This window comes from Roseovarius sp. ZX-A-9, assembly GCF_028369135.1.
Lineage (GTDB): Bacteria > Pseudomonadota > Alphaproteobacteria > Rhodobacterales > Rhodobacteraceae > Roseovarius.
On the sequence record NZ_JAPWHW010000027.1, the window covers coordinates 1 to 22,327 of the forward strand.

The following is a 22,327-nucleotide window of genomic DNA, read 5'->3' on the forward strand; positions in this document are numbered from 1 at the left end:
CGCCGCCGCCGCCGAAGCGCCGCGGACGGCCCCCAAAAACCAAAAATGGAGCGGCAGATCACTGAAACCGGCTGATCGCCGGACCCGTGCAAGTGGGGAATTTTACTTCGGCACTTCTGGGGAAAGTTCAAACGGCGTTGACACCAGCTGCGGCAGCTCCAGGTCCGGCACCGCCAGCCGCGCCCGCGCTGGCAGATCATCCAGCGAGTGCAGGAATTCAGGAAAGCTGCTGCCACCGAACCGCAGCAGGCGGCGCAATGCTTCGGTCTTGGGGTGTGAAACAAGGTAGGTGCCGATATCCTCCAGGGTGTCGGGCACCGGGCGGCCCAGCACATCCTGCGCCGCGGCCAGCACATCCAGCGTGGTATGTTCCTCATAGCTCAGCATCGCCTCGAACGCGGTAAATTCCAGCCCGGCAAGGCGCATCACATGATGCCATGTATCGCGCCCATAGGTGTCGCGAACGAACCTTTCGATGGCCCGGTTGATCAGCCCGTGCATATCCTGCTCCGTCTCAGATGCGACAGGCAGGATCGCAGCAGAGGCTTAACATCTCCTCAACGCCGACGCAGCGTCAGTCCTGCGGCATCAGCCTGATCCCGCCGATATCCAGCACGTTGCGCGGCACCGGCGTGATCTCGAACCGGCCCTCCAGCACGTCGATGATGCTCTGCGGCTCCAGCAACGTCAGACTACCCGCGCCCGGCTGAACGGGGGCGCCGCGCGCCACCAGCGTATCACCGCGCAGGTCCAGCGCCAGCAGCCGCACCCGGTCGTCCTGCGGAGCGAACAGGACGATGGCCTGCGGATAGGGGCGCAGCGGATCATAATCGGCCAGCACCAGAACGCAGGCCGGATGGCCGCCCGGCAGCGTACGCGCGCAGGCCTCGTGCAACTGCCGCCGGTCGCGTTCGCTCAGCTTGTCGAAGGCCCCGACGGGCAGGCTGACCCCCTCAGGGCGCAGCGGCACGATGTCGTCCAGCGAGTCGATCTTCAGGTCGTCCTGCCCGCGCTCATAAGCCCAGCGGGATTTGGCCGCCCGGGCGCTTGCCACCGCCTCGACCAGTTCGGCGTGATCGGGGCGATCCGTCAGGTCCAGAACCCGCACCAGACCGGCACGGCCCGCCCGGCCCCATTCATGTGTCATTTCCCACAGGGCCAGTTCCTTGGGTGGCACACCGGCCTCGGCGCGTGCCACCTGGCTGGCGACCGACAGGCGCTCGGCATTCAGCACCGGCGTCAGCCACAGCGCGGCGATCGCGATGGTCATCAGGGCCATCCACCGGTTCGCCCCGCGCAGCCGCGCTGCCCACCTGTCCCGGCCCAGCACCGCCCCCACATAGGCCAGCGCATAGATCACGACCACCGCCGCCGCGATCAGCCCCGCCATCCGGTCCGGCGTCAGCCCGTATTGCCCAATCCGCACCCATATCGCGTAGAGCGCCAGCAGCGCCGGGACCGGCATCAGAAGCGCCAATGCCTTGGTCATCGCGACCATGTAGCCTTCGACGGCCTGATCGTCATCACGGTGCACCGCGGTCGTGATCAGCGTGATCGCCGCGAGGCTGACCGCAATCAGCGTCGCCGCCGCCGAGAACCCGCCAAACAGCCCGCCCAGGCCCCGGAACGGCAACGCCAGAATAAAGATGCCCAGCACCAGCAGCAGCACCGGCAGCAACACCCGCAAAAGCTGGATGATCAGGAAAGGCGAGATGAACTCGCTCAGCTCATGCACGATCGCCAGCCCCAGGCCCAGCGCCAGACCGCTCAGCAGCCACGGCACCGGGTCGATCTCCAGCAGCCAGTCGATGGCGGTGATCCCGACAAGGCCCAACAGCGCATCCGACAACATCACCACGCCCCAGACCACCGCCACAAAGAGCAGCGCAGCCGCAGAACGCACAACGATGGTCCAGGACGTGTCGAACAACAGATCGTATTGACGCCAGCCACCGGCCTCCTGCAGGCCCGCCGACACGAAGGGCACGGCAATCGCCAGCATGTAGGCAAAGGCCAGCACGTGATGCTCGGTGTCCAGGAACGTCTCTGCCAGATCGTAGCGAAAGCTGGCCCAGATCAGCAGCAAGCTGGCCACCACGCTGAGCGCCGCCGCCGCCATGACCGCAGGGATCAGCCGCACCGGCCCGATCAGCGCCAGCAGCACGCCGAAAAAGGCGCATCCCCCCGCCACCAGAAACAGCACCAGCCGCGCGTTCGTCACCAGATCGGGGATCACGTCGAACAGCGCCCAGAGCGCCAACCCCGCCACCGCGCCGGTCAGCGCAAGAGAGCCACGCATCACCGTGTTGCCGGTTTGCTCTGCCATCACCCGTCTCCTGCCCAACCTGCATCTTTGCCCTGCATATATGCCAAGCGCGCAGCCCCTTGAACAGGTCCGGCGTGCATTGCGGCCCACATCACCGCCCGGGGCTTGCCCCCGCCCGCGCCACTTGCTAGACCGCAGCCATCCGTTGGGGTGCTCCTGCAAAGGGGCTGAGAGGCAATCTGCCAACCCACCGAACCTGATCCGGTCAATACCGGCGTAGGGAACGGAGCATGCATTGGCCGAAATCCGGCTTGCGCATATGTCCCGCCTCCTTGCCCGTGACCCATGCGAGGAGACGATGATGCAGCTTGTTGCCCCCCCGCCCGGTTCCCCGTTCCGCACGCGCGCCGCCGCTTTTGCCCGGCGCATTCAAGACCTGTTCCCCAAGGAGACATATGTCATGAGACTGCTCACCCTCGCGCTGGCCCTGCTGGTCGCACTCCCCGTCACAACTCCCGCCCATGCGCAGGACAAGCTGACCCTCATCCTCGACTGGTTCGTCAATCCCAATCACGGCCCCATCGTGATCGCCCAGGAACGCGGCTATTTCGCCGCTCAGGGCCTGGAGGTCGAGGTCATCGCCCCCGCCGATCCCTCCGCCCCGCCCAAGATGGTCGCCGCCGGCAAGGCCGATCTGGCCCTGTCCTACCAGCCACAGCTGCATCTGCAGGTCGCCGAAGGCCTGCCGCTGGTGCGCGTCGGCACGCTGATCGCCAGCCCGCTCAACTGCCTGCTGGTGCTCGACAGCAGCCCGATCAAGTCCATCGCCGAACTGAAAGGCGCCAAGATCGGCTTTTCCGTCGCAGGCGTCGAAGAGGCGCTCTTGGCCGCGATTTTCCGGCCCCACGGCTTCGGGCTGGATGATGTCGAGATGATCAACGTCAACTGGTCGCTCGGGCCGTCCGTCATGTCCGGTCAGGTCGATGCCGTCCTCGGGGCCTACCGCAATTTCGAACTCAACCAGATGGACATCGAAGGCCAACCCGGTCGCTGCTTCTTCCTCGAGGAAGAGGGCGTGCCCCCCTATGACGAGCTGATCTACGTTGCAAACGCGGACACCCGCAACGACGACGCGATCCTGCGCTTCCTGCGCGCCACCGAACTGGCGACGCAATATATCGTCAACCACCCTGACGAGAGCTGGGAAATCTTCAAATCCACTTCGGCAGAACTGGACGACGAGCTGAACAAACGCGCATGGACCGACACCCTGCCGCGCTTTGCCCTGCGCCCCTCGGCAGTCGATTCCGCGCGCTACGCCGGGTTCGAGGCATTCCTGGCCGAGGCCGGACTGATCGACACCGTGCGCCCCGTTTCCGAACTGGCCATCGATCTGGGTGCCGAATGACCACCTACGGCCAAACCTTTGCCGCATGGCGCGCCGGAGCCGAAGGGCACTGGCGCGCCTATACGCACCACGCCTTTGTCGAAGGGCTGGGCGATGGCACTCTGCCCCGGGAGGCCTACCTGCATTACCTCGTGCAGGATTACAGCTTCCTGGTCCACTTCTCGCGCGCCTGGGCGCTGGCCGTGACCAAGGCCGAAACGGTCGAGGAAATGCGCTTTGCCACCCGCACGCTCGATGCCCTGCTGAACGAGGAAATCGCGCTGCATGTGGAGACCTGCGCCCGCGAAGGGCTGAAAGAAGAAGACGTGTTCGCCGCCTCCGAGCGCGAGGAAAACCTCGCCTATACCCGCTATGTGCTGGACGCGGGCCATTCCGGCGATTTCCTCGATCTGCTGGCCGCACTCGCGCCTTGCGTCATGGGATATGGCGAAATTGGCGCACGTCTGGGGGCCGAGGCGGGCGAAACGCCCTACCGCGAATGGATCGACACCTATGCAGGGGCTGACAATCAGCGCGTCTGCAGGGAGGTCGGCGCCCTCATCGACGGGGCCGTGCTGCGCCGCCTTGGCCCGCAGCCGCAATCCAGCCCCCGCTGGGCCGCGATCCAGAACCGATTCACCACGGCCACGCGGCTGGAAGTGCGGTTCTGGGACATGGGACTGGCACCGTGACATGAACGCGCCCGGCCTCATCATCAACGGATCAGCACGCATCGGCACAGTGCCGGTGCTTGCCCCGATCCGGCTCGAAGTGCCTGCCGGGCGCTGGACCTGCCTGCTCGGCCCCTCGGGCGTGGGCAAATCGACCCTGCTGCGCCTGATCGCCGGGGTCGCGGACGAGGCCACGCTTGACGGACAGATCACCGCCACCGATGGCGCGCCCCTCGCGGGCCGCATCGCGATGATGGCGCAGGACCCGCTGCTGATGCCGTGGCTCAGCATCACCGACAATGTCATGCTCGGCAGCCGATTGCGCGGCGAGCGTCCCGATACCGATCGCGCAAACCACGTGCTGGCTTCCGTGGGCCTGTCCGATCACGCTGACAAACGTCCAGACACGCTGTCGGGCGGGCAACGTCAGCGAGCCGCCCTTGCGCGGACCTTGATGGAGGATCGGCCCATCGTCCTGCTGGACGAGCCATTCTCGGCGCTCGATGCCCGTACGCGCCTGTTGATGCAGGAAATGACCGCGGACCGGCTGCGCGGCCGCACCGTGATCATGGTCACCCACGATCCGGCCGAGGCCGCACGTCTGGGTGACCAGATTGCAATCCTGACCGAAACCGGGATCGAGGATCACCCGGCCCCGGCCTCGCCCGTCCCGCGCCACGTGGACGATCCCGAAGCACTGCAAACCCAGGGCCGCCTGCTGGCACGCTTGCGAGAGGCACCATGAGCCGTAACACCGCCATATTCGCCTCGACCTTTTTCGCGCTGGCACTCTGGCAGGCGGTAGTCACCCTCGGGGGCATGCCGCCCTTCATCCTGCCCGGCCCCCTGCGCGTGGCCGAAACGCTCTGGACCAGCCGCCAGATCATCGCGGAGAACGCATGGGTCACGATGGTCGAGGTGCTGGCCGGTCTGGTCCTTGGCGGTGTGCTGGGCGGTGCCACGGCCATCGGCCTTGCGGCCTCTGCCATTGCCCGACAACTGGTGCGCCCGATGCTGGTCTTCAGCCAGGCCGTGCCGGTCTTTGCCCTGGCCCCGATCCTGACGCTCTGGTTCGGCTACGGGATGGGGTCAAAAATCGTGATGGCGCTGCTGATCATCTATTTCCCGGTCACATCGGCCTTCTTTGACGCGCTGATGCGGACGCCGCAACCGTGGCTCGACATGGCGCGCGTGATGGGGGCCACGCCCGCGCGCATCATGTGGCGCATCCAGGTGCCCAGCGCCCTGCCCGGCTTTGCCTCTGGCCTGCGGCTGGCGGCTGTCTATGCCCCCATCGGCGCAATCATCGGCGAATGGGTGGGCGCATCCAAAGGGCTCGGCTATCTCATGCTGCTGGCCAATGGCCGCGCCAAGACCGACCTGATGTTCGCAGCCCTCATCGTGCTGGCGGTGTTCACGGTGCTGCTGCATGCCGCCGTGGACCGGGCATGCCGCGCGACCCTCGACCGGACACGCGGCGGCGAGAATGCGCTTTGAGTATTTTTAGCAAAATGAAGATGGGATGATCCGGCAAAACATCTGAGGCCCCGCACCGACGTGAGACCGACAGAATACCGACGCGTTACCGACGCTGCATTTCAGGGGATCGTCAGAAATCCGTCGGCGCCCCACCCTCTGATTTGCGCCGCGCAACAAACGCTGCCAGTTCCTCGCGGATCGCCTCGTCCATCGGCGGCGCCTCGAAGCTGGAGACGATGTCTCGGTAGGTCTGATGCGCCCGTTGCGCCGTCCAAACCGCCCCGGCGGCCTCCCATGCCTCGAAGTTGCGCCAGTCGCTGAGAAAGGGCTGGTAGAACGCTGTCGTGTACCGGTCCTGCGTGTGCTGGATGCCGAAATAATGCCCTTTTCCGTCCACTTCGCGGATCGCCTCCAGCGCGATCTCGTCCGGGCCGGTCGCAGTCAAAGACGGATCCATATAGCGTTGGATATGCTGGAGAATTTCACAATCCATCACGAATTTCTCCGGGCTGGCAATCAACCCGCCCTCCAGCCAGCCGGCCGCGTGGTAGACCATATGCGCGCCCGACTGCACAGCTGACCACATGCTGTTGGATGTTTCCCACATCGCCTGCCCGTCGGGGACGTTGGCCGCGCAAACACCAGAGGCCCGCATTGGCAGCTTGTAGAACCGCGCCAGTTGCCCGGTCATCTGCGTGGCGCGCATGTATTCCGGCGTGCCGAACGCCGGCGCCCCTGATTTCATGTCTACGTTAGAGGTGAATGTGCCGATGGCACAGGCCGCTCCGGGGCGGATCAGTTGCGCCAGCACCACCGCCACCAGCCCCTCTGCGATGCTCTGCGCCACGGCGCCCGACATCGTGACCGGCGCCATCGCGCCAGCCAGGGTAAATGGTGTAACAACAAGGCCTTGATTGCGTCGCGCCAGCCGCATCCAACCGTCCAGCATCGGGTAATCATGCTTGAGCGGCGAGGTCGAATTGATGTTGGTGTACATCTTGGGGCCGGTCTCGAACTCTTCGTGGCTGTGCCCCCCGGCGATGCGCACCATCTCCATCACGTCCTCGACCCGTTCGCGGCCCAGGCAATAGGCATGCGCCACCTTGTCCGTGAGTGTCAGCTTGTCATAGAGCACATCGAGATGGCGGATGCTGGCATGGATGTCCTGCGGCTCCACCGGGTACCCGCCGACGAAATGGATGCAGTTGAAATACTGGCTCAGTTTCAACAAGTTCTGGCACATTTCGCGCGTGCCGGTCACCTTCTTGCCGATCTCCATGTCCCAGTAGCTGGGCGGCGAAGAGACGTTGCCAAAGTTGAGATGCCTGCCGCCGAGGGTGATGGCATGGTCCGGGTTGCGCGGGGTGATCGTCCACTCTTCCGGGGCCTTGGCTACATGCTCCATCACGAAATCGCGGCCCATCCGCACGTTTTCACCGTCGATGGTACAGCCCCCCGAAGCGCGAAACACCTCCAGCGCCTCGGGGTTGAGGATTGCCATCCCGATCTCTTCGAGGATCCGCATGGCGCCGTCATGGATCGCCATGACCCCCTCTTCATCCAGCGGTTCGGTGGGGCGGTCCAGGTTGATCGGCGGCGCCCAAGGCATCTGCTCGATCACGGCGCTGCCACGACGGTCTGCGTTGCCCGCGCGGCCGCCGCCACGTTTCCTGCGTTTGGGGGAATCGGCCATGCTTGGTCTCCTCATCCATTGCCTGCCCCAAGACAAGCACGCTGAACGCGGCGCAGTTCGACGCTTTGCGACGAAACCGGTCGCTTTTGGAGGATAAAAACGCATTCAACGCGATCGCGCGCCGAGGCGTGGCTGTTCAGCCGACGCAACGCTACCGCAGAACCACGCGACGTTCGTTCAGCAGATAGAGCGCCAGGCTCAGCACCACAATCGCGCCGCCCAACAGCATCGTGGGGCTCGCCGCCTCACCCAGCGCCAGCCACACCCAGAGCGGCCCCAACACCGTCTCGAGCAGCAACAGCAAGCTGACATTGGACGCGGGCGTGTAACGCGTAGCAAGCGACAGCGAGAAGAACGAGATCGGCAGCACCACCGCCCCGGTCAGGATCATCGCCCAAAGCCGGCCATCGGGCATCGCCTCTATGTCCGTCAGCACTATGCCGATCACCCCGCTGCAAAGCGCGCCCAGCCCAATCAACAGCGCAATCGGCAGATCGGGCTGCGCCCGCAGCACGACAAAGTTAAGCGCCAGCGCCATGGCGACCCCCAGCCCGGCCGCTGCCCCGAGCGCTGATGCCCAATCGAACCCGATCTCACCCGAATGACTTCCAAAGACCGCGACGCCGATGCCGGTCAGCACTGCCGCAATCGTCAGCCAGGTGGCCGGGCGCGCCCAGTCTCCCAGAAGAGCCCAGGCAAAGAGGGCGGAAAATACCGGCACGGTGGCCACGCCGAACAACACGACTGCAACCGGCGCAGTGGCGATGCCGAGGCAGAACAGCGCCGAATTGACGGATTGGCACAGCACGATCATTGCGCCGAACCACGTGGCCCCAGCCGCGATATCCGCGCGCCGCGTGCGGCTGAACAGGGCCCATCCGGCGACCATCACGCTGCCCATGCTCAGCCCGCGCCAGGCCATCATCTGCACGCCGTCCATCTGCGACAGGCGCATCAGCATCGCATCCGGCGTCAGCACCAGCGCCCCGAAGAGCGCCAGCCCCAGCCCAAAGAGCGGATGCCGCGTCACGCGTCCAGCCAGGCAGGGATATGGCCGATATCGGGCAGCACGACATCGGCATGCGGCGCCAGCTCATCTTGCGCGGCGATGCCGGTCAGCACGCCGATCGTATGCATACCCGCACGGCGGCCCGCGATCAGGTCATGGGTGCTGTCGCCGACCATCACGACCCGCTCTGGCGCGACCCCGGCGGCGCGGGCAAAGGCCAGCAGCGGGTCAGGCGCGGGCTTGGCCCCGTGGCCACTGTCAAAACCGGCGATGAAATCGAACAGGTCCTGCACACCCGCGCTGCGCAGATGGGCATGCGCGCCGTACTCTGTGTCATTGGTCATCACGCCAAGGCGCAGACCACGCCCGCGCAGCCCGACGAGGAAAGGCGACAGCGGTACGGATGGCGCCAGTGGCACATCCGCCGAACTGAGCATCATTTCACGCTCCAGCGCGTCGATATCAATGCCCGGCAGGGCGGCGGCCAACGCCTCGGCACAGTCGCGATTGGTGGCGGCGATCAGCGGGCTGCTGGGAGAGATGCGCGCCGCAACCAGGTCAAAGTCGACCGCATCGGCAAGGCGCTGCATCGGAACGCCGTGGGTCTCTGACAACGCTTGCATCAGGCGCAGCGTCCAACCAGCCCAGGTGGTGTGAAAGTCGAACAGCGTACCGTCCTTGTCAAAGACGATCCCGCCGATATCGCGTGCGCTGCTCATGTCCAGTTTACCTCTTGTCCGCCCGGCAGGGCCGCGCGTGCGTGGCGCAATGCCTCGTATTGCAGACCTTCGGCCTCGCAAAAACCAATCACCCAGGCATCATCCATCAACACGAAGTCCAGCACCGACCCAAGATAGGCAGGATCGTTCGCACCGGCCCGCAGATCGGCCTCGGACGCGCCTGATGCGCCCATGAAGACCGGCAGCAAATCCTCGTTGCCGATCAGCCAGGCCAGACATTTCAGGCCGATCGTTTCGGCGGACTCTTGCGTTTGAGCCATTCTTAACAATCCCGGAAAGGTTTTCTTAACTTCTCCCATGGATAGTCGGACTTGCAAAAAGGGCAAGTCAGAAAGGCAACGGCCCATGTCAGGGAACATCATGATCGTCGACGCCGTCGCGACCAACAGGATCGTCCTGAAGGTCAAGCTGACCGCGGCTCATTTCCGCGTCAGCCAGGCCGCCAGCGCCGCCGAAGCGCTGCGCGCGGCCACGATCACCCCGCCCGATATGATCATTGCAAGTGCGACATTGCCCGACGCGGACAGTGCTGCGTTCATCGAACGATTGCGCGCGCGGCCCGATCTGGCCGCCATTCCCGTCGTCATCCTGCTGAACGTCGATGATCAGCCGGGCCGCATCGCCGCCCTGAGGGCCGGGGCAAACGATGTTCTGTCGCAGCCGATGGATGAGCGTGTCCTGATGGCAAAAATCCGCAGCCTCCTGCGACAGCATCACAACCTGCAGGAGTTGCGCCTCAACGCCGGCCCCGGCGGTGCCGCCGGGTTCGCCGAGGCCCAAAGCAGTTTTGCCAACCGCGGCCAGATTGCCATCGTCGCCCAGAACCGGGCAGAGGCCTTGGCCCTGCGGGCCAGGCTGGCGCAGTGCACCACGCACCGCCTGGCGATCATCGCCACCGATCAACCCATGTCGGCGCAGGTCGGCGCGCGCCGGACCGACATCTTCGTGATCCTCACCAACTGGGAAAACCGCGAGACCGGGCTGAAAGTCATGGCAGAACTGAGGGCGTCACCTGACACACGCCACAGCAAGATCATCGTCGTCGTCCAGAATACCGCCCCGCGCCTGACCGCTACATTGCTCGACATGGGAGCAAGCGACATCATGACCGGGTCCACCGATGCATCCGAACTGGCGCTGCGGATCAACAACCAGATGCAGCGCAAAAAGGTTGCCGATCATCTCCGGTGTCGTGTTCAGGACGGGCTGCGGGCCGCATTGATCGACCCGCTGACCGGACTCTACAATCGCCGTTTTGCCATGCCATTCCTGCGGCAACTGATCGAGACACCGGATGAACACCCCAAGCCTTTCGCGGTGATGGTTGCCGACCTCGATCATTTCAAACAGGTTAACGATACGTTCGGCCAGGTGGCGGGCGACGCCGTTCTGCGCCAGGTGGCGGCGCTCTTGCAGGGAAATCTGCGTGACGGTGACATGATCGCGCGCATCGGCGGAGAGGAGTTTCTAATCGTGCTACCCGACACACCCAGCGCCGTGGCGCGGGGGACGGCGGACAGGCTGTGCCAGATCATCGGCGCTGCGGCCATCGCTCTGCCGGGCGGTGCCCCGCCCGCACATGTGACGGTCAGCATCGGCGTGACACTGGTCCATGACAATCGCGCTGAAGGCGCACGCGGACCGCTCGACCTGGATAACGTGCTTGAGGACGCCGACCGCGCGCTCTACGGGGCCAAGGCCCGCGGGCGCAACACGGTCACCTACAGCGCCACATCCGCCGCCTGAGGCGCGGCTTCGGATGCTGCGCGGCTTGCGCCGCTTCGCTATCGGCACGATGCCCCCGTAACAGATTCGGACAACTTCTACCGCGTCGCCTCGGCAAGTTCTGGCAGCCCGGTGGGCGACGCGACCCTCCGGAATCTTGACGATCACCGATGCCTGATCACGCCGTCGAACGCGCGACATGGCGACGCAAGGCGTCGCAACCCCTTTCATTCAGGCGCGTGATCGACCATTTTCCAAGTAGATAAATCAGAGGCTCCCGATGTCCAATAACACCGCCGAAATCATTGATGCACCCGCGCAAGAGCGCGAACTCTGGCCTGCGCTGCGCCGGGGGTTTCGCCGCAAATGCCCCAATTGCGGCTCTGGTCCATTGATGAAAAGCTATCTCAAGGTCCGCGACACCTGCACCGTGTGCCGCCAGGACCTGTCGCACCACCGCGCTGACGATGGCCCGGCATACCTTACCATCCTGATCGTCGGGCACATCATGGCCCCGTTGCTGCATATCGCTTTCGTGCAGTTCCGGCCCGAACCTATGGTGCTCTTCACCATATTCGCTATTGGCTGCGTCAGCTTGTCACTCTACCTTCTGCCCAGACTGAAAGGCTGCGTCGTGGCGTTTCAATGGGCTCGGCAGATGCACGGGTTCGGAAACAACACCTGACGCCGATCCTATACGGAAAGAAGGCGGGCATGACAGTAGACAAATCCAGGCTTCGCGATGCCGCAACCGTAATCGTCCTGCGCGATCCGACCTCCGCGCCGCATGTCCTCATGGGACAGCGTGGCGCGCAGGCGGCGTTCATGCCCAACAAGTTCGTGTTTCCCGGCGGCGCGGTCGATGCCGGGGACACGGATATACCTCTGGCCCGCCCCCTGCCCCCGCTCTGCGCCGAACGGCTCTGCGAGGACACGGCGCGCGACCTTGCGCACCCGCTGGCTGTCGCCGCGATTCGCGAGCTGTGGGAGGAAACCGGCCTGATCCTTGGCCAGCCGGGCGACTGGGACGGTACAGTCCCGACCGACTGGCAGAGCTACGCGCAGACCGGGCATTTGCCGGATGCCTCGGGGCTGCAGTTCGTCTTTCGGGCGATCACCCCGCCGGGCCGACCACGCCGGTTTGACGCGCGGTTCTTTCTTGCGGATGCAGACCACATAGCCAGCGACCTCGACGATTTCAGCGCCGCCTGCGAAGAGCTGTCGCATCTGCAATGGGTGCCGCTGAAGGACGCGCGGCGTTTTGACCTGCCCTTCATCACCGAAGTTGTACTGGCCGAAATCGCGGCGCGCGCCGGTGATCCCGAACCGCCTGCATCGGTTCCGTTCTTTCGCAACGATGACGAAGAAAGCCTCTTCCTGCGCCTTAAAGGAAGACGCCCACAGCCATCACCGACAGAGTGATCAGCGCGATCCCGACGCCTTCGCGCGCCGTCACCTTTTCGCCAAAGAACAAGACCGACGCTGCCAGCGAGAAGATCACCTCGACCTGCCCCACCGCAAAGACATAGGCCGCGTTCTGCAACGTGAAGGCAGTAAACCAGCACAGGCTGCCGCACATGCCGGTCAGTCCCATCCAGACCGCCGTGCGCCGCGCCGCGACCACGCTGGTGATCTGCCCCTTTTCACGCCACGCCAGCCACGCCGCCATGCCGATTGTCTGCGAGACAGTAACCGCCGCCAGCGTAATCAGCGCCCGCATCAATGCATCGTCGCTCGCGATCTCCAGCGTGGCACCACGATAGCCCACCGCGGATATGGCGAAGAGCGCGCCTGACAACAGACCAAGCCCCGCCGCCCGGTTGACGATCCGGCGGTGCCAGCGCCCGGTCAGATCTGGCGTATCGGACAGGATCAGAACCCCTACAAGGCCCAGCACGATCGCGCTGAGGCCCAGCAGGCTGATCCGGTCCCCCAACACGATGAGGCCGACAATTGCCGTCTGCACGACTTCGGTTTTCTTGAACGTGATGCCGACCGCAAAGTTGCGCTGCGAGAACAGCGCCACAACACACCATGTCGCCAGAACCTGCGCCAGCCCACCTGCCAGTGCGAATATCCAGAACCGCCCCGAAAACCCCGGCAGCGCAGTCCCTGTCCACACCAGATACCCGGCGGCCAGCGTGAGGACGAAAGGCACGGAATAGAAAAACCGCGCAAAGGTCGCGCCACCGGCCGACAGCGTGGCGGTGCTCAGCGTTTTTTGCAGCATGAAGCGCAGCGTCTGAAACGCGGCGGCGGCGATGGCAAGAATGATCCAGGCTTCCATCCGCCCCACATGCACCTAAACTAGGGCTTAGGCCAGAGCGGATGCGGCACAGGATCCTTCGCGCGCAGGAAATAGCGTCGGATAATCTGAGCGTAGCTGAGATAGACGTAATTGTCGTTGCGATTCAGGTAATGCGCCCGGTTGCGCGCATAGAGACCGGGCAGCCGGTACCACGGCTCCTTGGGGTGCATGTGATGCACCACGTGATAGTTATTGTTGAGAAAGATCAGCGCCAGCGGCCCGCGATCCTCGATCACCACCGTCCGCCCGCTGCAACGTTCATGGGCGCGATGTTCCAGAAACGTGCGGATTTTCAGGATCGAAAAGGCGACATAGGTGCAGATCAGGTAAGACCAAATCGGCATCACGCCGTAGCTCAGAACCCACAGAACCAGCGCCACCGCCGGAATGTGCCACAGCCAGCCGCGCAGCGCCGCCGCATCGCAGGATCGGATCGCCCGCCAGTCGGCGCGCATGAACATGATCTGTCCAACCAGCGGGCCAACGACCACCCGCCCCAGCAGCGTGTTGTTGAACATCAGCACCGCGCGTATCCAGCGCGGCAACCGGTGCCAGACCTTGGGGTCCATGTAGTTTGTTTCCGGGTCGTCATAGGGATCGGTCAGCAGTGAATCGCGGTGATGCTCCAGATGCAGATCCCGGAACCGCAGGTAAGGCACCAGCAGCCCGAGGCAGGGAAACACCAGCGCCTCGTTCAGGCGTTGATTGCGGAACGGATGACCGTGCAACACCTCATGCGTCAACGAAGAATGCTGCGCGATGCACAGCGTCACAACCACCATCCCCAGCGGCAGCCAGAGCGCGGCGATCCACGTAACCCCCAGCGCCCAGAGCAGATAGACCAGCGCCAGCATGATCAGCGTTGGCCATTCCACGGGTCGTTCCATACGTCCTCCTGTTCCGGTTTCCACTGACTGCTCACAAAAGCGTTACGTCAGAAACTGACAGGAGGGCATTCCGTATCTAGTTAACATTCTTCCGCAACTGTGATTATATTAAACTTATGTTGGAAAAAACTGATAAACGCATCCGATCCCTGCTCTTTCGCGGGCGTCTGACCGAAGCGATGCAGCGCACCCGCATGAACCAGAGCGCGCTGGCCCGTGCCGTCGGGGTCGACCGCTCGACAATCTCGCAGCTTCTGTCGGGCGACAGCCCGCGCCTGCCAAATGCACAGGTGGTCGGCGAATGCGCGCGGGTGCTGGGTATCTCTGCGGACTGGCTGCTGGGCCTCACCGACCGGCCCGAAACCGCCGCCGATATCTTGGCCAACTCGCTATCCCTGACCGAGGCCCCCCGCGCGCTGGTGGATGAGCAGATCTTTCAGTGGCACAAGGAGGCTGCAGGCTACAAGATCCGCCACGTGCCCGCCGGCTTGCCCGATATGCTGAAAACCCGCGCCATGCTGGAATGGGAATACACCCCCCATCTGGGCCGCAGTACCGATCAGGTCATCGGCGCGTCGCAGGATCGCCTGACCTGGATGCGCAGCGCGCAGTCAGACTATGAAATCGCCCTGCCGATCCACGAGCTTCAAAGTTGCGCGCAGGGTGAGGGGTATTATCGCGATTTGCCCTACGAAATCCGGCGCGCCCAGATGAGCCGTCTGATCGAGATGACAGAGCAGCTTTACCCGAGCCTGCGGCTTTACCTCTATGATGCGCGCCGGGTCTATTCCGCGCCGATCACGATCTTCGGCCCGCTGCTTGCGGTGCTCTATATCGGGCGCAACTACATGGCGTTCCGCGATACCGAACGTGTCCGCGCCATCACCGAACATTTCGACCACCTCGTGCGCGAGGCTGCCATCACCGCCCGCGACATGCCCGGCCACCTGCGCGGTATCATAGCCAAAATGGACCAGGCGGATCAGTAAGGCATCGGATTGGCCCGATGTGCCGTGTCGATCTCGTGCAGCACGTCATCGCTGAGCACGGCCTCACTGGCCCCCAGTGCGCGGTCCAGTTGCACCATGTCCGTCGCCCCGAAAATGGCCGAGGCCATGAAGGGCCGCGAAAGGCAGAACCGTAGCGCCAGATGCACCGGATCGATCCCGTGACGCTGCGCAATCGCCAGATAAGCGTCCACGGCCACAAAGGCCCGGTCGGTCTTGCGCCCACCCAGATCGCTGACCAGCGACATCCGCGAGCCGTCAGGCACTGCGCCGCCCTGATATTTCCCGGTCAACAGCCCGGCGGCCAGCGGCGAGTAGGCCAGCAGCCCGACATCCTCATGGGCGCTGAGTTCGGCCAGATCGGTGTCAAAGAAGCGGCACAGAAGGGAATATTCGTTCTGGATCGACGCCACGCGCGGTCCGCCTTGCGCCTCGGCGATCCGCAGCCATTGAGCCGTACCCCAGGCGCTCTCATTCGAGAGGCCAATATGGCGAATGGTGCCGCGCTCGACCTCGCGGGACAGCGCATCCAGCGTCTCTTCCATATGCGCCAGCGTCTCGGTGCGGTTCTGCTGCGACGGATCGTACAGCCAGTTCTGACGAAACATGTAGCTGCCGCGATTGGGCCAGTGCAGCTGGTAGAGGTCGATGTAATCCGTCTGCAACCGGCGCAGCGACCCCTCGACAGCCTGCCGCACGGTCGCGGGCGAAATCGGCGCGCCATCGCGCACGTTCTTGTAGCCCGCACCCGAAACCTTGGTGGCCAGGATCACATCACCGCGCCGCCCCGACTTGGCGAACCAGTTGCCAATCACCTCTTCGGTGCGGCCCTGCGTTTCCGCACTGAGCGGGTTGACCGGATACATCTCGGCGGTGTCGATGAAGTTCACGCCGCGTTCCAATGCGCGATCAATCTGCGCGTGGCCTTCGCTTTCGGTATTCTGGGTGCCCCAGGTCATCGAGCCCAGGCACAGCTCGCTCACCAGCAGGCCGGTGCGGCCCAGCGGATTCATCTTCATTTCGCGCTCCTGCAAATGTGCGTTCAATCTCGGTTCGGGGCGCAACTTAACGGATTTGCGCCGCGCGTCACCCGCAAACGTCGCCACTGGCATCGTACCCGCCGTTCACCGGCGGCGCGGCGCATCGGCAATGTTTCCTGTTACTTTCACGCTCCATGCCCCATACTGTCGTCTAGCCCCAAACAAAGGATCCCTCATGTTCGCTCGCATAGCGGCCACCGTACTTGCGTTGACACTCACCGTGCAGGCGGCCTTCGCCGCCCCGCAGCCCTATCGGCTCGACATCGACCGCAGCGAAGTCCGCTTTACCATCGTCGCGGAGGGGTCCCGGCAATCAGGCGTCATGCCCGTCAAGGCAGCGAAGATGTTGATCGATCTGGACAACGTACCGGCCAGCAAGGTTGATGTGACCCTCGATGCGGCTGGGGCGCGAATGGGCGCCTTCTTTCTCACTCAGACGATGAAAGGGCCCGAAGTGCTCGATACCGCGCGCTTTCCCAATATCCGGTTCCGCTCGACCCGGATCGTGGGCGATCTGGCCGGGGCGCGAATTTCGGGCGATCTGACGATCCGTGACGTGACGCTGCCGGTGACTCTGGAGGCAGGGCTCTACCGTCAGCGCGGCACGCCCGAGGGCAGCCGGGACAAGCTGACCGTGATGTTGACCGGCACGGTCAGCCGCGCGGCCTTTGGCGCGGGCGGGTTTTCGGGGTTTGTCGGCGACCAGATTGATCTGCGGATCATCGTACAGATCGAAAGGTAAGGCTCGACAGAGGGAAAAGTTTGAAAACGACCCCCTGATGTCGAATACACATGGCGCGCCCGCCGCGCTTCGTGACAATGTGCGAAATTATGCGCACAATTATTTCCTTCGCCGCCCTCTTTTTATCCGTGATCTTCATGCAGCTCTCGTCAGGTGGTGTCGGACCGCTCGATGCCCTGAGCGGCCTCGCGCTTGATTTCACCACGGCACAGATCGGCCTTCTCGGCTCGGCGCATTTTTTGGGATTCTTCATAGGGTGCTGGTGGGCGCCGCGGCTGATGGGCAGCGTCGGGCACAGCCGTGCCTTCGCCGCACTGACGGCGGCGGGCACGATCGGGCTGATGGCGCATATGCTGGTCATAGACCCCTACGCCTGGGCTCTGATGCGTGTAGCAACCGGCATCTGCGTGGCCGGTTGCTACACGGTGATCGAGGCCTGGCTACAGTCCAAGGTCACGAACGAGAGCCGCGGCCGCACGATGGGCATCTACCGCGTGGCGGATATGGGGGCGTCACTTGTGGCGCAGATGATGATCTCGGTGCTGGAGCCTGCCTCGTATGTTTCCTACAACATCCTCGCTTTGATTTGCTGTGCCGCGCTGCTGCCGATGACGCTGACCAAGGCGCGGCAGCCCGAAACCCCCACCGCACCGCGCCTGCGCCCCAGCCTCGCCATCGCGTGTTCTCCGCTGGCGGCCTTCGGCGTCGTGGTCGCTGCCCTCTCCAGTTCGACCTTTCGCATGGTCGGCCCGCTTTATGGCCAGCAGGTCGGGCTGGCGGTCGACCAGATCGCCTGGTTCCTCGCGGCATTCGTGTTGGGCGGAGCGCTGGCGCAGTATCCTGCGGGCTGGCTGGCGGACAAGTTCGACCGGCGCCATGTGCTGATCGGCCTGTCGGGCGCGGCAATCATCTGCTGCATCGCGACCGCGCTTCTTCCCGATCTGGGGCGGAACGGCGTCATGTGGGCCGCATTCTTCTTTGGCCTCACCTCGTTTCCGATCTATTCGGTCTCTGCGGCCCATGCCAATGATTTTGCCAAGAACGACGAACGGGTGGAACTGTCGGCAGCGCTGATGTTCTTCTACGCAATAGGGGCCATCGCGGCACCACTGGCAGCGTCCAAACTGATCGAAGATTTCGGCCCGTCCGCCATGTTCGTGATGATCGCCGTAGGACACGCCGCCCTCATCCTCTTTGGCCTCACCCGGATGCGCGCACGCCCCACCCGCGGTTATCGCACCCGCTATGTCTGGTCGCCGCGCACATCTTTCATCATTGGGCGCCTTACAAAGCAAAGCCGCGACCATGACTCACCGGACTCTGACTAACCGCGCTCTGGCACCCTTGAGCAAGCTGCGTTAAAGGATGGCGGCGCGACGCAGGAACAGGCACAAAATGGCACGACATCTGATCACATCGGCGATCCCCTACATCAACGGGATCAAACATCTCGGCAACCTCATCGGCAGTCAGCTGCCCGCAGACCTCTATGCGCGCTACCAGCGCCAGCGCGGTCACGAGGTGATGTTCCTCTGCGCCACCGACGAACACGGCACCCCCGCCGAACTGGCCGCCGCCAAGGCGGGCAAGCCGGTCGCCGACTATTGCGCCGAGATGCACGCCGTTCAGGCCGAAATCGCACGCGGTTTCCGGCTCAGCTTTGATCATTTCGGGCGCTCCTCCAGCCCGCAGAACCACGCTCTGACCCAGCATTTCGCCGGCAAGCTGGCCGAGAACGGGCTGATCGCCGAAGTCAGCGAAAAGCAGGTCTATTCCAATACCGATGGCCGGTTCCTGCCCGACCGCTATATCGAGGGCACCTGCCCCAACTGCGGCTATGACAAGGCCCGCGGCGACCAGTGCGAGAACTGCACCAAGCAACTGGATCCGACCGACCTGATCGAACCGCGCAGCGCCATCTCCGGCTCTACCGATCTGGAAGTGCGCGAAACCAAGCATCTCTACCTCAAGCAGTCCGGCATGCGCGGCCAGCTCAATGACTGGATCGACAGCAAGTCAGACTGGCCGATTCTGACCACGTCGATCGCGCGCAAATGGCTCAACGATGGTGAAGGCCTGCGCGATCGCGGCATCACTCGCGATCTGGACTGGGGCATCCCGGTGCGCAAGGGCACCGAAGACTGGCCCGGCATGGAGGGCAAGGTCTTTTATGTCTGGTTCGATGCGCCCATCGAATACATCGCCTGCGCCGGTGAATGGGCACAGGCCCACGGCCTGACCGACGCCGACTGGCAACGCTGGTGGCGCACCGACATGGGCGCGGATGACGTGCGTTACACCCAGTTCATGGGCAAGGATAACGTACCCTTCCATACCCTCAGCTTTCCCGCGACGATCCTCGGGTCCGGCGAGCCGTGGAAGCTGGTGGATTACATCAAGTCATTCAACTACCTCAACTACGATGGCGGCCAGTTCAGCACCAGCCAGGGGCGCGGTGTATTCATGGATCAGGCGCTGGAGATCCTGCCAGCCGATTACTGGCGCTGGTGGCTGCTCAGCCACGCGCCCGAAAGCAGCGACAGCGAATTCACCTGGGAGAACTTCCAGACATCCGCGAACAAGGACCTGGCAGACGTGCTGGGCAATTTCGTGTCCCGCGTGACCAAGTTCTGCCGCGCAAAATTCGGCGAGAGCGTGCCCGAGAACGGCACGCCGGGGCCGGACGAAGCCGCGCTGATCGAGACACTGACCACCCGCATCCGCGCCTACGAGGCTCATATGGAGGCGATGGAGGTCCGCAAATCCGCCGCAGAGCTGCGTGCCATCTGGGTTGCGGGCAACGAGTATCTGCAAACCGTCGCCCCCTGGACCACCTTCAAGACCGACCCGGACCGCGCCGCCGCGCAGATCCGCCTCGCGCTCAACCTGATCCGGGTCTACGCGGTGCTCAGCGCGCCCTTCATCCCCGACGCTGCCGCCGCGATGCTGGCCGGCATGCAGACGGATGACGACAGTTGGCCCGATGATGTCCCCGCCGCATTGCAAGCCCTGCCACCCGGCCATGCCTTTACCGTGCCCGAAGTGCTCTTTGCCAAGATCACGGACGAGCAGCGCGAGGATTGGCAAACGCGGTTTTCCGGCACCCGCGACTGACCGGGCGCGCGACCTGCGCTGGCGGAAAGCCGCCAAGCCCGGTTCAGGGTGCTTGATCTTGACGCGGTTCTGCGGCCTTTGTGCGGCGATCAACCATCACGGGACACGTGACCGCAAATGTTCGCACGCCTCTGCATCCCCGCCTGCCTTCTGCTCCTCGCCGCCTGCGGCGCGATAAATGAGCCCGAGACCACGACCCGCCTCGACCTCTACCCGGGCGAGACGCCGCAGATCCGCCAACTGGTCAACCAGTATGCCGATCACTACGAAGTCCCCCGCCCGCTGGTGCACAAGGTCATCCAGCGCGAGAGCGACTACCGCCCCAAGGCGCGCAACGGCCCCTATTACGGCATGATGCAGATCCTGCCCGCCACGGCGCGCGGCATGGGATTTCAAGGCCAGCCAAAGGACCTGCTGGATGCGGAAACCAATCTGCGGTGGGCGGTGAAATACCTGCGCGGCGCATGGCTGGTGTCGGACGGTGACATGGACGAGGCCGTGATGTGGTACGCACGCGGCTACTACTACGAGGCGCGTGACCGCTGCCAACTGGTAGAGACCGGCCTGCTGGAACGCGAAATCGCGCGACATTGCCGCTAGAGCGTTTCGCCTTTGACTGATGGCTCAGGCTTAAGACGATACGCTTTGATGCGGCCCTCTCAACTACGGGGGCCGTTTCGCCCACATAATACCCGCCGGAAAATGCAGATATTCCGCATATCGCGGACTTACTCACATTGAGCTACATTGGCGTAGCAAACAAAAAAACGGGAGGCATCAAGCCTCCCGTTTCCGTTTTCCACAGGGCTCACGCCGCTGCGATCACTCGTCGTCAAGCGCCTCGATGGCCTTTTGCAACTCGTCCTTCGAGACCTCTTTCTCGGTCACGGTGGACAGTTCGACCACGTAATCGACAACCTTCTCTTCAAAGAGCGGTGCGCGCATCTGCTGTTGCATCTGCGGGTTCTGCTGGACGTACTCAAAGAACTGGCGTTCCTGGCCCGGATACTGACGGGCCTGCTCCATGATCGCCTGCGTCATCTCGGCATCCGTCACCTGCACCTCGGCGCGCTGGCCAAGTTCGGCCAGCAACAGGCCCAGCCGGACGCGCCGCTTTGCCAGCTTGATGTGCTCTTCGGTAGGCTCGATCTCGGGGTGATCGTGGCCCTGCACGTCAGGGTTTTCGTCATGCCACAGCTGGTGCGCGATCTGGTTCGCCTCGGAGTCGACCATCGACGGCGGCAGATCGAAATCGACCATTTCGTCCAGCTGGTCGAGCAGCGCGCGCTTCATCACGGCACGTGCAGCACCGGCGTATTCCGCCTCCAGCCGCTCGCGGATCTGACCCTTGAGAGCTTCAAGATCCTCGGCGCCGAATTTCTGCGCCAATTCGTCGTTGATCTCGGCAGCCTTGGGGGCCTTCACGGCCTTGATCGTGCAGCTGAACACGGCCTCTTTGCCAGCCAGATGCGCGGCCTGATAATCGTCGGGGAATTTGACGGTCGCGTCTTTTTCCTCGTCAACCTTCACGCCGACCAGCTGCTCCTCGAAGCCGGGGATAAAGCTGTTCGATCCCAGCACCAGCGGATAATCCTCAGCCGAACCGCCCTCGAACGCTTCGCCGTCGACGCGGCCCACGAAATCCATCGTGACCTGATCGCCGTCCTTGGCCTTGGAGCCTTTCTTGCGATCTTCGAATTCCTGAGCGCTTTCCGCCAGGTTGGCCAGCGCCTCGTCCACCGCTGCGTCGTCGGGGATAACCTTCAGCCGCTCCAGCTTGACCGATTTCATGTCCAGCTCGGGGATCTCGGGCAGCGCCTCGTAGGACATTTCCACCTGGACGTCGTCGCCCTCTTTCCAGTCCTCGTTGGTCATCTTGACCGACGGCTCGCCCGCGGGGCGGTCACCACTGGCCTCGAAATGTGCCTTCATCGCGCTGTCGACGGCCTCTTGCATGGCCTCGCCCATCACGCGCTGGCCAAAGTTCTTGCGCATCAGCGCCAGCGGAACCTTGCCCTTGCGAAAGCCCTTCATCTCGACTTCGGGCTGCGCTTCTTTCAGCTTTTCGATGACTTTCGCGTCCAGCTCCTGGGCTGTCAGCAACATCGTGTAGGCGCGTTTCAGCCCCTCGTTCTGGGTCTCGGTGACCTGCATTGTTCGTCCTCATCCATTGCATTGGGCCGCGGAGGCGTCCGCAGCGGTCAAAATCAGGGGCTTTCTATGGGTGGCCGGGTGCAGGCGCAAGCAGAGTCTTTGCGC

At 63.8% G+C, this 22,327-nt stretch carries 22 protein-coding genes and 1 riboswitch; of the genes, 12 read left to right on the top strand and 10 right to left on the bottom strand.

The genetic code is table 11. From position 1 onward, the window contains the following. Positions 1 to 102: 102 nt before the first annotated feature. On the bottom strand, positions 103 to 501 hold the full coding sequence (locus O3306_RS19640) for a heme NO-binding domain-containing protein (RefSeq protein WP_334312365.1): 399 nt from the start codon (positions 499 to 501) through the stop codon (positions 103 to 105). A gap of 73 nt (positions 502 to 574) precedes the next feature. Next, complete coding sequence (locus O3306_RS19645; RefSeq protein WP_272010489.1) at positions 575 to 2,326, bottom strand: DUF4153 domain-containing protein; 1,752 nt, start codon at positions 2,324 to 2,326, stop codon at positions 575 to 577. 136 nt (positions 2,327 to 2,462) lie between these two features. After that, positions 2,463 to 2,566: riboswitch (TPP riboswitch) on the top strand. 160 nt (positions 2,567 to 2,726) lie between these two features. On the opposite strand from O3306_RS19645, the gene O3306_RS19650 reads away from it, so the two are divergent. From O3306_RS19650 to O3306_RS19665, 4 genes are read left to right on the top strand one after another with little or no spacing between them, the layout of a single operon-like run. Further along, positions 2,727 to 3,674 carry an ABC transporter substrate-binding protein gene (locus tag O3306_RS19650; protein WP_272010491.1) on the top strand — a complete coding sequence of 316 codons (948 nt, stop codon included), beginning with the start codon at positions 2,727 to 2,729 and terminating at the stop codon, positions 3,672 to 3,674. Further along, a complete protein-coding gene (tenA, locus tag O3306_RS19655) occupies positions 3,671 to 4,345 on the top strand; it encodes a thiaminase II (RefSeq protein WP_272010493.1) in 675 nt (224 codons plus the stop codon). The genes O3306_RS19650 and tenA overlap by 4 nt, the downstream gene beginning before the upstream one ends. A 1-nt stretch (position 4,346) precedes the next feature. Then, positions 4,347 to 5,069, top strand: coding sequence for an ABC transporter ATP-binding protein (locus tag O3306_RS19660; RefSeq protein WP_272010495.1), 723 nt, complete (start codon positions 4,347 to 4,349; stop codon positions 5,067 to 5,069). Next, positions 5,066 to 5,821, top strand: a complete 756-nt coding sequence (locus tag O3306_RS19665) for an ABC transporter permease (protein ID WP_272010497.1) — start codon at positions 5,066 to 5,068, stop codon at positions 5,819 to 5,821. Before O3306_RS19660 ends, O3306_RS19665 begins: the two co-directional genes overlap by 4 nt. 112 nt (positions 5,822 to 5,933) lie before the next feature. Here the strand turns inward: O3306_RS19665 and O3306_RS19670 are convergent, their stop codons facing one another. The 4 genes from O3306_RS19670 to O3306_RS19685 all read right to left on the bottom strand — a co-directional run bounded on the left by O3306_RS19670 (position 5,934) and on the right by O3306_RS19685 (position 9,505). Next, positions 5,934 to 7,496 (bottom strand): trimethylamine methyltransferase family protein, encoded by a 1,563-nt coding sequence (locus O3306_RS19670; protein WP_272010499.1) that lies wholly within the window; start codon positions 7,494 to 7,496, stop codon positions 5,934 to 5,936. A 151-nt stretch (positions 7,497 to 7,647) separates the two neighbouring features. Next, complete coding sequence (locus tag O3306_RS19675; RefSeq protein WP_272010501.1) at positions 7,648 to 8,526, bottom strand: DMT family transporter; 879 nt, start codon at positions 8,524 to 8,526, stop codon at positions 7,648 to 7,650. Continuing rightward, on the bottom strand, positions 8,523 to 9,224 hold the full coding sequence (locus tag O3306_RS19680; RefSeq protein WP_272010503.1) for an HAD family hydrolase: 702 nt from the start codon (positions 9,222 to 9,224) through the stop codon (positions 8,523 to 8,525). Before O3306_RS19680 ends, O3306_RS19675 begins: the two co-directional genes overlap by 4 nt. Continuing rightward, positions 9,221 to 9,505, bottom strand: a complete 285-nt coding sequence (locus tag O3306_RS19685) for a DUF3572 domain-containing protein (RefSeq protein WP_272010505.1) — start codon at positions 9,503 to 9,505, stop codon at positions 9,221 to 9,223. Before O3306_RS19685 ends, O3306_RS19680 begins: the two co-directional genes overlap by 4 nt. An 85-nt stretch (positions 9,506 to 9,590) precedes the next feature. Between O3306_RS19685 and O3306_RS19690 the strand changes: the two genes are divergently transcribed. The 3 genes from O3306_RS19690 to O3306_RS19700 all read left to right on the top strand — a co-directional run bounded on the left by O3306_RS19690 (position 9,591) and on the right by O3306_RS19700 (position 12,392). Then, positions 9,591 to 10,991 carry a diguanylate cyclase gene (locus O3306_RS19690; RefSeq protein WP_272010507.1) on the top strand — a complete coding sequence of 467 codons (1,401 nt, stop codon included), beginning with the start codon at positions 9,591 to 9,593 and terminating at the stop codon, positions 10,989 to 10,991. 259 nt (positions 10,992 to 11,250) lie between these two features. After that, a complete protein-coding gene (locus O3306_RS19695) occupies positions 11,251 to 11,655 on the top strand; it encodes a DUF983 domain-containing protein (RefSeq protein WP_272010509.1) in 405 nt (134 codons plus the stop codon). Between the two features lie 29 nt (positions 11,656 to 11,684). Then, positions 11,685 to 12,392 (top strand): NUDIX hydrolase, encoded by a 708-nt coding sequence (locus tag O3306_RS19700; RefSeq protein ID WP_272010511.1) that lies wholly within the window; start codon positions 11,685 to 11,687, stop codon positions 12,390 to 12,392. On the opposite strand, the gene O3306_RS19705 is transcribed toward O3306_RS19700, so the two are convergent. Beyond that, positions 12,355 to 13,257 carry a DMT family transporter gene (locus O3306_RS19705; protein WP_272010513.1) on the bottom strand — a complete coding sequence of 301 codons (903 nt, stop codon included), beginning with the start codon at positions 13,255 to 13,257 and terminating at the stop codon, positions 12,355 to 12,357. The genes O3306_RS19700 and O3306_RS19705 overlap by 38 nt on opposite strands. Before the next feature lie 20 nt (positions 13,258 to 13,277). After that, the gene (locus O3306_RS19710; RefSeq protein ID WP_272010515.1) at positions 13,278 to 14,165 is read right to left on the bottom strand and encodes a fatty acid desaturase; all 888 of its coding nucleotides are present in this window, start codon (positions 14,163 to 14,165) and stop codon (positions 13,278 to 13,280) included. A 116-nt stretch (positions 14,166 to 14,281) separates the two neighbouring features. On the opposite strand from O3306_RS19710, the gene O3306_RS19715 reads away from it, so the two are divergent. After that, positions 14,282 to 15,154: a helix-turn-helix domain-containing protein gene (locus tag O3306_RS19715; protein WP_272010517.1), complete on the top strand. Its 873-nt coding sequence runs from the start codon at positions 14,282 to 14,284 to the stop codon at positions 15,152 to 15,154. Here the strand turns inward: O3306_RS19715 and O3306_RS19720 are convergent. Further along, entirely contained in the window at positions 15,148 to 16,191 is a 1,044-nt protein-coding gene (locus O3306_RS19720; protein WP_272010519.1) for an aldo/keto reductase, read from the bottom strand. The two genes, O3306_RS19715 and O3306_RS19720, sit on opposite strands and share 7 nt — an antisense overlap. Positions 16,192 to 16,387: 196 nt before the next feature. Here O3306_RS19720 and O3306_RS19725 point away from each other — a divergent pair, with 196 nt between their 5' ends. From O3306_RS19725 to O3306_RS19740, 4 genes are all read left to right on the top strand, one after another. Further along, complete coding sequence (locus tag O3306_RS19725) at positions 16,388 to 16,954, top strand: YceI family protein (protein WP_272010521.1); 567 nt, start codon at positions 16,388 to 16,390, stop codon at positions 16,952 to 16,954. 89 nt (positions 16,955 to 17,043) lie between these two features. Further along, positions 17,044 to 18,282, top strand: coding sequence for an MFS transporter (locus tag O3306_RS19730; protein WP_272010523.1), 1,239 nt, complete (start codon positions 17,044 to 17,046; stop codon positions 18,280 to 18,282). 67 nt (positions 18,283 to 18,349) lie between these two features. Continuing rightward, positions 18,350 to 20,068 (top strand): methionine--tRNA ligase, encoded by a 1,719-nt coding sequence (gene metG / locus O3306_RS19735; RefSeq protein WP_272010525.1) that lies wholly within the window; start codon positions 18,350 to 18,352, stop codon positions 20,066 to 20,068. Between the two features lie 117 nt (positions 20,069 to 20,185). Next, positions 20,186 to 20,668, top strand: coding sequence for a lytic transglycosylase domain-containing protein (locus tag O3306_RS19740; protein ID WP_272010527.1), 483 nt, complete (start codon positions 20,186 to 20,188; stop codon positions 20,666 to 20,668). Between the two features lie 222 nt (positions 20,669 to 20,890). Here the strand turns inward: O3306_RS19740 and tig are convergent, their stop codons facing one another. Then, positions 20,891 to 22,222: a trigger factor gene (gene tig, locus O3306_RS19745; protein ID WP_272010529.1), complete on the bottom strand. Its 1,332-nt coding sequence runs from the start codon at positions 22,220 to 22,222 to the stop codon at positions 20,891 to 20,893. Positions 22,223 to 22,327 lie beyond the last annotated feature (105 nt).